Here is a 10,103-nt window from a genome sequence, read left to right as displayed (position 1 = left end):
ACTGGGTAATTCCCTGTTTCCTTTGCCAGATTCAAGAAAGAAAATATCATCACTCTCTACAATACCTTCAAAACCATCAGGAACAGCCCCTTCAAAGGCACTTAATATCTTATGCCGCCAGTCAAATGAAGTTTGGAGACAGATACCTGTCTGTTCAGCACATTTCTTTATCGAATTGCCTAATAGCATATGGTACAAATAAACACTAAGCAAGTTCCCCTTTTTTAAACCAAAAGTAACTTTACCTGTAGTTTCCCTAAAATACTTCTTGCACGATTTACAAAAATAACGTTGCACACCATTAGCCTTGCCATTTGCACGGATATCGATGTCTTGACAATTAGGGCAATGTAGTGACTGGATTTGTTGCACCTCGGAATGAACAGTATACAAGTCAGGCTCTGAAGGATCGACCATAGATAATAGCTCCCTAATTACGGTCTCACGACCCAATTCATCTAGGCTTTTGAAAAATTCTGTGAAAGATTCTGGTACCATTTGCACTTGTTTTAAAACAAAGATAACTAGTTAAGTCGTATTATAGAATATAGCTAAAAATTTAAAAAAAAGAACTAGAAAAAGTTTAAATCAGTTCATAACTATTGAATTTTTAATAAAGTTTGAAATTTCAAAAACTAACTTAGACGGAATACTATAATTGAAATTAACATAAGAATCTCTATTCTCATAATCATTATCAACTTCTTTCATGAGGTGATTCATTTTAGGAATTATAACCCTTTTTATTTTATTTTTTGACAAAACGATACTTTCCTTAGAGCTAATCTGTAAATCTGAATCTCCATGAATTATTATGGAACTTGCTTTTATAGAATCATAAATTTCGGCAGGGTTATACTTAAACCATGATAATAAGTATGGTTGAACACTCGGTCTAAATACAGAGTGTAAAAAAAACGGAATATTTTTTACTTCTTTATTAGCTGAAAGAGAATCGATAATTGCTATTGCTTTGGATGATATTGTATCATGTAATTGTGAAAATTGATCTTTTAAAATATAATTAGATCTTCTCCCTGAACCTGCAATAGAAATAACTCCAGAAACTTTTATTTTTTTTGAAACTAATCCAGCTATAAGACTACCTTCACTGTGCCCCAAAAGATAGACTTTTTTAAATTGGTAATTTTTTCTTATATAATATATCCAATCAATAATATCTTTTACCAAAATATCTATGGTGATTTTTTTTTCATCAAACTCTTTAAGTCTACTATTTGCGATTCCTCGTTTATCAAACCTAAATGTTGAGTACCCTATATCTAATAGTTTATTAGATAATAATTTAAAATTATTTGTTTTTAAATACATACTATTTCCATTTGAATCAATAGGTCCTGATCCTGGAATAAAAACTATTAGAGTTTTATTTTTTTGATGTTTTTCAGAAAGATCTATTCTTCCATAAAGTTTTCCTTCTTCAACTTTTCTATAAATATCTTGTCCTAAAGATATATTAGAATTTAAAAGTAAAATGATAAATATTAAATAACTAAACCTCATTTTTTTTTTAATTTCTTTTCTATGTTATAAATTATTATAATAAAACCAATTAAAGGAACTCCTAAAATGGCTAAAAACAAGCTCGTATAAAATGTTATATACCCTTTTAAATTTATTAAATAAATGATAATAGAGAATAATAAAATTAAATGAGTTAATATTAAAAAATAACGTGAGGCGAGTTTGTTTGCAAATAACCAATTTTCTTGATTTTTCATTGACAGGTTTGTTCTATAACCATAAGTATCATTCATTTTTTGAGGAATATTGTATATATAAATTAATGAAATGATAAGTAGTAATAGATAAAAAGAACCTATTACAAATAAAAAAACTACAAACTGCTTTTCCATTGTAAATCTATTTTTTTGTTAAAATAAAAAGCTAGACATCCTATCATTATTAATGCAAAGCTAAATATGCCATGAATTAAAATTATCAAAAGATGGAAGCTAACAGATAAGGTAAATATTATTTTGGGCAAAAATTTTCTTTTATCTACAAAGAGCATCATAGCAATTAATATTTCTAAAACGATAACTGAGTAATTAAAAAAATAAAGGACATATGAGTTTTGTAAACAAAAATTTACTATTGTAAGTATAAAATAGTTTGCTCCAAATATCTCATGTCTAAACCAATACCAAATTGCTGTGCCATTTACCCATTCTTCAACATTAAATTTAGCAATTGCACTATGCAGATAAACAACGCATATTTGTATACAAATAAGAAACGAAAAAGAACAAAATATCGTTTTACCAAATGTAGAATTCATTTTTCTGCTATATCCCCAATGATTTATATTGTTATCTATTAGGGTCATTGGAATTAATAAAAAAGTAATGTTTGAGCAAATTTGATCTCCTCCATCAATAGCAATTGATGTATTAAAGAATAAATATGATATTAAAAAATGTAATACTCCAGTTATTCTTGGGTATATTCCTGAAATCACTAATAATAATACTACTATAGCAATAATTTTGAACCAAAAAATATTTTCAAAAATTAGATTCGAAAAATTAATATTAGAAATAATGATTTTCGAATAAACTAGATTGTTATTCTCTATAAAAACAGGGAATAAAATATCTGTAGAATTTATTATTATTGTCAATAAGGTACTTAATGCAAGGATACTTCGAAGCAATGCATATGACGGATATTGTACTTCTGATTTTTCAATGGTGTTTACTATTCGATTTAGCAATTTGTTTTATTTTTAAATAAGTAATAGGAATTATTTTTCTTTCATTGAAATTTGACCACGCCCAAGGAACTCTTTCCTTATTAATCAATATTATTTTTTCACTTAGATATGGCTTCTTAAAATGAGATTTTCTAATTATGTAATTTCCTTTCTCAAAATCATTTGATATTCCATTTGTTTTAACCCATAGGGAATCTGGTGTTTCTTTTATTAGCATTCCTAATTCAGTAGTGATTCTTGTTGAAGTTCTTTTAAGTCCAAAGAAATTTGTTAAAGAAAAATTCTTTAATGAAATATTTTTATTCGTTTTGCCATCAATCAATTCAACTCTTACATCTCTTGGTGATTTTGTAAAAAAAGCCCAACCTTGTGGTAAAACGTTTACAGTATTAATTTTATTAAAACTACTACTTACTAAAGGAGAATTAAAACTAGTTTTAAAAACTATAATTAAAGTCAAAAAAGAAGGTATTAATCCTAATAAAACAATACTTTTTTTTCTATTTAACTTCATAAGAAATTTTATTTAGATAAGTTGTTACATCTCTAAGAAAAATTTCAGTTTCAATGTTGTTTTTTATCTTACCTCCGCAATTGAAAGGGATAGGTTTAAAAGCTATTTCTTCAATAGTTTTAATTCTATTCTTTTTATCTGATGACATACCTATTCTTGAAGCATTTGCATGGCAACTATAACATGATCCGCCGCCGCCGCCATTACCTCCGCCATCACCATTATCATGGTTTATTGTAACCTTCAAATTTACAGCAACAACTGCGTTTAGAGCAGCAGCTACATTTAAAGCAACGGCATATGCAGAAGCAGCCACAACAGTAATAGCGGCCACAGCAGCAGCTACTGCTACAATTACAACTGTAGCACACATAGTTATTTGGTTATTATTAGACTTTATTCCGAAATTAGAAAGCGTATTTTTACTATTAGTATATTGAGATATTATCGAATTTAGTTCACTCTCTAATTTTAAAGGGTCAATCCCGTTATTTTTGTTAGTTACTTTGGATTCATCAAGGTTTTTCAATAAAAACTCCGAGTTTATCAAATATGGTTTTAACTCGATATCTGAATATAAAGCTTTAATAAAAAGGCTACTAGCTCTTCTTATTGCAGTTTCAGCAATAGAAGGATCATTAGATGTAATAGCTTCTCTAAATTGAATAAAAAAGTTAGGTTCTATAATCTTCATGTAATTAATAATGTTCTTTTCGACATCTGAAATTTTACTTATATGATCATCGTAATCTTTAACAGTTTTTAATTGTTTATCATATATTTCTTTTAAAGGTTTTAGATGGTCTATATTTTTGGATATATCTCCTTCAAGAAAAAAGATTCCTTTAAAAATCTCCTCACCAGTCAAAGTAGGAGCGGAAGATTTTTTTTCAATATTTAAATAAGAATCATCAGAACAAGAAGTATTCAATAAAATTATTAGTAACAAAGTAAGGATTGAACTTAAGGGTTTCATGGTTTATAAGAGTTTAAAAGAAAGAGTTATCTAAATTTAAAAAAAAAGTGTAAGTTGTTGGTTTGTATAATGATACGGAATATTTTGTTTTGTTCCTTTTGGAATTTAGTATTTTTCTTATATGCCTTTTATTTTTAACATATATTTTAGACGTTTTGGAACTCTTACTATTATTTTGTTACTCCCCAGTAATTTATTTTAAGAAAAATAACATGTATCTAATTTATAGAAACTATAAAAACACATAACAATAGTCAGAACAATGACTCATGTAAATATTTATATATTAATAATATAAAGTTAAATGACGTTCGTTTTTTTAAATTATCACTACGTTGTTGACATTCTCCACTTTTGATTTTAAAATTAAAATAGGAGATAGAGTTATCTTAACTACTAATAGGGTTCATGAAGTTATAAACGTAAGTTCGACGTAAGAGAATTTACGTCAGTCAGAGTGATTTTCGATAGAAAATTGTATCGAAGACAAGTGAATTTTGGATCAAAAGCCTAATTTCGATACAATTTTTCTTCGTTTCACTATGAAAAATCACTCTATTTGAAGGCTTTTTTATAAATTCCTTACGTCGAACTCAGGTTATAAGTAAAATAGATTTTAGAGATATATCAATTGTAAGCAAGATACCTAAACAATTTGTATATACCTTGGTTACTTATTTAGAAAGAAAAGAGCCAAATGATGATACAATAGTTGTAATAACGATTTTTAGATTAAACTTTTTTCAACTTAATTATAAAGGTAAAATTAGCGACGATATTGTCGACTGTAAATAATACTCCCGAATCATTAATGATTCGGGAGTATTTGTGGAGTCGGAGGGACAAAGTTCGAACTTTTTGGTGGAAGATATTCGGTTAATTATCTTAATATAGAACTTAAAAATGAAATGTATTCTACTGCTTTTTTAAGCAAAAGTCTTTTAAACAAGTTATGGTATGCATTATTTTGATTTCTCGTATAAACTAAGAATATATAATATAGATGCTTCAGGAACGATTATTTATGCTGTATATTATTTGGAACAAATCTAAATAAATATATATTTGCCCTTAGTTTTTAACCATGGTACTATATATCATTAAGGTTGATTAGAAAAAGTAAGGATTATTTCTACCAATACCAAGACATATCATTTAATGAATGAATTAGCTTTTGAGAAGCTATATAAAATGTATTGGAAAAAGTTGTATGCTATTTGTTTATCAAAAACAAATAATGCCGAAGCGTCCCAAGAAATAGTTCATGATGTGTATGTTTCTATATGGAAACGTCGAGATAAATTTGTAGTTACTTCAGGAGTAGAAAATTATTTGTTAAAATCGACGAGGTCAAAAATCATTGATTATTACAGGAAAAACTCAAAAAATCAAGTAAAAGTACATCCTTCAAAGGATGTATGTAAGGAAAGTTGTTTTAATACTAATGCCGTTACCCATAATTTAGCTTTGCATCATTTTCTAGAAAGTGATTTAGAATTAATAGTGAGTCAATTACCATTTCAGTGTCAAAAGGTATATCGATTAAGTCGTGAAAAGCAACTAACGACAAACGAAATTGCCCAAAAATTAAATATTTCTCAAAAAACAGTAAAAAACCACCTTACCAAAGCCCTTTCTTTTTTACAAAAACACATTAGACAGAGTTTAGTCCATCAATAATTTGCATTTCTATTCAGTAACTAGATGTATTTTTTTATTAAAAATGTAAAGTGTAACTGTTTCGTTTTTAGTGTTAAAATTACATTGTTGTTGTTTTTAAATAATACCAGAAAAAAAATATTAGGTATAACTAGGTCTCCCCCCAGAGTATTTTCGTTTTTATATATGAATAACAAATCAGTAAATGGAAATAACACCAGAATTACTACAAAAATATGCAGAAGGAAAATGCTCTAAAACAGAGGAGTTGGAAATAGAATCCTGGTTAGACCCAAAAGGAGGGTTTGATACACTAAACAGCGAAATAGATGTTTGTTTACATCCAGAGATAGAAAAAGTACTTTGGAAGAAGATAGCAAAAACAAAAAATAACATTCCTGAAAAACAGAAAAAGATACTTAATATTAAAAAGTGGACTATTGTAGCTTCTATTGTAATACTTTTAGGAACTTCCTGTTTTTGGGGATTTTTCAACAAACCTGTTACTTATGCTACAGCAGCTGCCGAGTTAAAAACAATTATACTTGAAGATGGAACTAAAGTTACTTTAAATGCAGCATCTACACTTACAATAACAAAAAACTTCAATAAAAAAGAACGTGTGGTATTATTAGATGGAGAAGCCTTTTTTGAAGTAATCAGAGATAGCCTTCATCCTTTTGTAGTACAAACTAAAACCACTAAAACCCAAGTGTTGGGAACCAAATTTAATCTTTATGCCTATACAGGTGAAGACAATACGATAACACTAAATGAAGGTAAAGTGCAGTTTTCTGGGGTATTGTCTGCCTATAATAATAAAGTAATCTTATTACCGAATGAGCAAGTAACCTTAAATAAGATAGGTATACTAAAAAAGAAAGTAAAACCCGAGCAATATAATGCATGGATTAAGAAAAAACTAGTTTTTAGAGATAAACCCTTTTCATTAGTAATTCGCGAAATAGAACGTTTTTACAATATTACCATTACCGTCAAAAAAGAAGGAATCCATAACAGAAAGTACAATGGCGTTTATGATAATCCTCCTTTAGAAGTTTTGATGAATGATTTGAGTTTTGTGTTTAACTTCAATTACAAAAAAGAAGAAAATAAATTATTAATTTTTTAAATATATATTATAGAAATGAAAGAATAGAGAAAAAACTATACTTAAAAAAAACCAGCAATCCGTCGGCAAACTTTATGCTGGTATTCGATGCTTTAATAGCAAAATTAAAACAACACTATTTACAAAAATATGAAAAATAATACAGTAATCCCATTTATAAAAGGGACACTAAAATTCACCCTTTTTTTACTTATACTTAGTAACCTGCAATCTGTCTTTGCTCAAAATGCTACCATACTTGATGAAAAAATTACTATTACCTTTAAAAATGACGATATAGCCTCGGCTCTTGATAAAATCAAAAATGCAGTTGATTGTAACTTTTCTTATGAATCTATTCAATTAAAAAAAGAACATAGTATCTCAAAAAACTACACTAATACAACTTTACGGGAGATACTGAATGATATTTTGGTTGAGCACCAAATTTATTATGCGGTTAGAGGAAATGTCATCTTGATAAGAACCGATGTAGAAAAAAAACAGGTTTCAGGAAAGATAATAACTCCAGATGGCAATCCAGTAGCTTTTGTTTCGGTAGTATTAAAAAGTACAAATTACGGAGCGTCGACAGACGAAAACGGAGACTTTAACTTTTATGCCCCCGAAGGAAATTATAAAATAGTTGTTTCATCTATAGGGTTCAAAAGTGAAGAAAAACCAATAACTATTGTTTCTGATAATGTAACGCAAGTTAATTTTACATTATCCAAAACGCTAGAAAACCTAGAAGAAATTATTGTATCAGCAGGTAGAACTTCTGAAAAGTTGTCTGAAGTTTCCTCATCAATTTCTGTACTGGCTTCAAAAGACATTAAACAGATCAGTCAGTATTCAAATGTAGTATCGGATTTGGTAGCAAAAATTCCAGGAACCAATATTCAAACAAATAGGCAACAGACCAGAGGGCAATACCTGAGAGGAAGAAATATGTTAATACTAATTGATGGAGTACCTCAGTCATCTCCTCTTTTTGTAACAGGAAACATAAATCTATTGGACCCTTCAGCTATTGAAAGGATAGAAGTTGTAAAAGGATCAACTTCTATCTATGGAAATGGCGCTGAAGGAGGAATAATTAATTATATTACCAAGAAGAATACTACAGCCAATACGTTTGAATCTAATACTACTATTGGTAGCTCTATTTCTTTAACTGAACCTAGCCATACCTCGGGGAGTTCCTTTTCACAATTTTTCAATGGACGAGCAGGAAAGTGGAACTATGTACTAGGAGGAACGTATAAACAATTTGGGATTAAGCGTGATGCTAATGGTGAAATATTGTCGCCAAGAGATGGATTAGGAGAAACCCAATGGTACAATGCTTTTGCCAAAATTGGATATGAAATAGGTAATGGGTATGATGTAGGAGTAATGTACAATTTTTTTAGTAACAACCAAAGAACGGAGTTAAGTCCAGTTGTTGGAGTCTACAGAGAATCCCCTTCCACAGGAACCTTTGGGTTACAAGGTGCAGAAAGTTTAACTCGTGGAGTAAAATATAACCATAACCTCAAATTTACGTTGAGTAAAAAAAACATATACAAAAACACAGATTTAACGGCATCATATTATTTACAAAACTTTAAAACTATATATGACTCCTTTGCTTACTTTGCTAATGTTTCACAGGGTTTATCAGCAGGACAACCTGGTGTTACCACCAAACAAAGTGGTCTGAGATTTAATTTAAAGACCGACTATAGTTTTTCAAATAATTTTAACGGAAATCTCGTTTACGGACTGGATTTATTAAGGAACAAAACGGCACAACCTATGAAAGATGGAAGGGTATTTGCTCCTGAAATGGATATGAAAAACTATGCCGTATATTTTCAAACCAAAGCAAAATATAATGATTTTATATTCAGAGCTGGTTCTAGGTACGAAATTATAAATATCGCCGTAGATGATTATACTACTCTTTTTCGTAACAATGGAGAAACAACTGGTGGCGGTATTGATATTAATGGAGGGGAACAAGATTACAGAGCAATTACCTTTAATTTTGGATTACGTTATAATGTTTTGAATAGCATTCAACCTTATGCAAATTTTTCGCAAAGTTTTTCCGTGGGTGAACTTGGAAGAATTTTGCGTACCACAGAAGATTCTAACATAATAACCAATAATATTGAAGATGCCAAGGCTGTGATCACCAATAATTTTGAGTTAGGTTTAGAAGGGAATATTACCGATAACATAAGGTATAAAGGGAATTATTTTATTAGTCATTCAAAATTAGGTACAACTTATACTGAAAAATCTAACGGTTTCTTTGAATTAGCCAGACTACCAGAGAAAATATATGGTTTTGAGTTTGAATTAGGTTTTAGTGTTAACCAAAAACTTGATGTAGATCTTTCATTAGCTACTATTGAAGGTAAAGTAGACAATAATAACAATAAGGATTTCAATGATGCAGAAGATAGCTATATAAGTGGGTTAAGAATTAGTCCAACTATTTTTAGAAGTAGTATTAATTATAAAGTAACATCAAAGTGGGAATTAAATATAGCCAGTATAATCAGTGGGAAGAGGGATAGATTTTCAGAAAATGAAAACGGAAGATACTCTTTTGGACAGGCTCCTGTTGAAAGTACTTTTGTTACCAATATATTTACATCATATAAGCTAACAAAAAATACTAGTTTATTGGTAGGGATAGAAAACTTATTTAATAGTGATTATTATCCTATTTATTCTCAGCATTCAGGAAGAGCAGCAGATTATATTAAAGGAGATGGTATAAATGGTAAGATTTCTTTGAATATAAAATTGTAGATTTTAGATATTCTTGATCATTTTAAAAATAAATAAAAATGCCAGACAAAATTGTCTGGCATTTGAAAAAAATGTCTTTGTGGAGTCGGAGGGACAAAGTTCGAACTTATTGATCGAAGATGTTCGATTAATTATTTCAAAATCAGACCTAAATAAGTTACTAGTGAAAAAATGATAAAAATATCGCTAAACTCTGGAAAAGGATAGATTTGTACTTTAAAACAAAAACCAGCTACATTGCTGTAACTGGTTCTTTGCTTTTATTTACTCGTACTGCTTACTCTTACCCGCCAATCTT

Annotated in this window: 8 protein-coding genes and 1 pseudogene; 3 read left to right on the top strand and 6 right to left on the bottom strand. The window is 29.1% G+C overall.

Annotated elements, in window-relative coordinates; translation table 11 throughout:
* The 6 genes and pseudogenes from CVD18_RS19730 to CVD18_RS19705 all read right to left on the bottom strand — a co-directional run.
* Positions 1-498, bottom strand: a pseudogene (locus CVD18_RS19730) (hypothetical protein); the annotation flags it as partial.
* Between the two features lie 90 nt (positions 499-588).
* Positions 589-1,524: an alpha/beta hydrolase gene (locus tag CVD18_RS19725; protein WP_103867219.1), complete on the bottom strand. Its 936-nt coding sequence runs from the start codon at positions 1,522-1,524 to the stop codon at positions 589-591.
* Positions 1,521-1,778: an SdpI family protein gene (locus tag CVD18_RS22795; RefSeq protein WP_255409476.1), complete on the bottom strand. Its 258-nt coding sequence runs from the start codon at positions 1,776-1,778 to the stop codon at positions 1,521-1,523. The genes CVD18_RS19725 and CVD18_RS22795 overlap by 4 nt, the downstream gene beginning before the upstream one ends.
* An 80-nt stretch (positions 1,779-1,858) precedes the next feature.
* Positions 1,859-2,737 (bottom strand): hypothetical protein, encoded by an 879-nt coding sequence (locus tag CVD18_RS19715; protein WP_103867217.1) that lies wholly within the window; start codon positions 2,735-2,737, stop codon positions 1,859-1,861.
* Positions 2,709-3,251 carry an SdpA family antimicrobial peptide system protein gene (locus CVD18_RS19710; protein WP_103867216.1) on the bottom strand — a complete coding sequence of 181 codons (543 nt, stop codon included), beginning with the start codon at positions 3,249-3,251 and terminating at the stop codon, positions 2,709-2,711. Before CVD18_RS19710 ends, CVD18_RS19715 begins: the two co-directional genes overlap by 29 nt.
* Entirely contained in the window at positions 3,238-4,227 is a 990-nt protein-coding gene (locus tag CVD18_RS19705) for a hypothetical protein (protein WP_146052867.1), read from the bottom strand. The genes CVD18_RS19710 and CVD18_RS19705 overlap by 14 nt, the downstream gene beginning before the upstream one ends.
* Before the next feature lie 1,158 nt (positions 4,228-5,385).
* On the opposite strand from CVD18_RS19705, the gene CVD18_RS19700 reads away from it, so the two are divergent.
* The 3 genes from CVD18_RS19700 to CVD18_RS19690 all read left to right on the top strand — a co-directional run bounded on the left by CVD18_RS19700 (position 5,386) and on the right by CVD18_RS19690 (position 9,805).
* Positions 5,386-5,907, top strand: coding sequence for a sigma-70 family RNA polymerase sigma factor (locus CVD18_RS19700; protein ID WP_103867214.1), 522 nt, complete (start codon positions 5,386-5,388; stop codon positions 5,905-5,907).
* 184 nt (positions 5,908-6,091) lie between these two features.
* Positions 6,092-7,018 (top strand): FecR family protein, encoded by a 927-nt coding sequence (locus CVD18_RS19695; protein ID WP_103867213.1) that lies wholly within the window; start codon positions 6,092-6,094, stop codon positions 7,016-7,018.
* Between the two features lie 129 nt (positions 7,019-7,147).
* On the top strand, positions 7,148-9,805 hold the full coding sequence (locus tag CVD18_RS19690; RefSeq protein ID WP_103867212.1) for a TonB-dependent receptor: 2,658 nt from the start codon (positions 7,148-7,150) through the stop codon (positions 9,803-9,805).
* The last annotated feature ends 298 nt before the right edge of the window (positions 9,806-10,103 follow it).

Origin of the sequence: Aquimarina sp. I32.4 (assembly GCF_002924285.1) — a bacterium.
Lineage (GTDB): Bacteria > Bacteroidota > Bacteroidia > Flavobacteriales > Flavobacteriaceae > Aquimarina.
This window is presented reverse-complemented; position numbering and strand designations above follow the sequence as displayed.

Bases quoted from the DNA above. Each gene is read 5' to 3' on its own strand.
- CVD18_RS19725 (WP_103867219.1), bottom strand. From the start codon at position 1,524: ATGAGGTTTAGTTATTTAATATTTATCATTTTACTTTTAAATTCTAAT.
- CVD18_RS22795 (WP_255409476.1), bottom strand. From the start codon at position 1,778: ATGAATGATACTTATGGTTATAGAACAAACCTGTCAATGAAAAATCAA.
- CVD18_RS19710 (WP_103867216.1), bottom strand. From the start codon at position 3,251: ATGAAGTTAAATAGAAAAAAAAGTATTGTTTTATTAGGATTAATACCT.
- CVD18_RS19705 (WP_146052867.1), bottom strand. From the start codon at position 4,227: ATGAAACCCTTAAGTTCAATCCTTACTTTGTTACTAATAATTTTATTG.
- CVD18_RS19700 (WP_103867214.1), top strand. From the start codon at position 5,386: ATGAATGAATTAGCTTTTGAGAAGCTATATAAAATGTATTGGAAAAAG.
- CVD18_RS19695 (WP_103867213.1), top strand. From the start codon at position 6,092: ATGGAAATAACACCAGAATTACTACAAAAATATGCAGAAGGAAAATGC.
- CVD18_RS19690 (WP_103867212.1), top strand. From the start codon at position 7,148: ATGAAAAATAATACAGTAATCCCATTTATAAAAGGGACACTAAAATTC.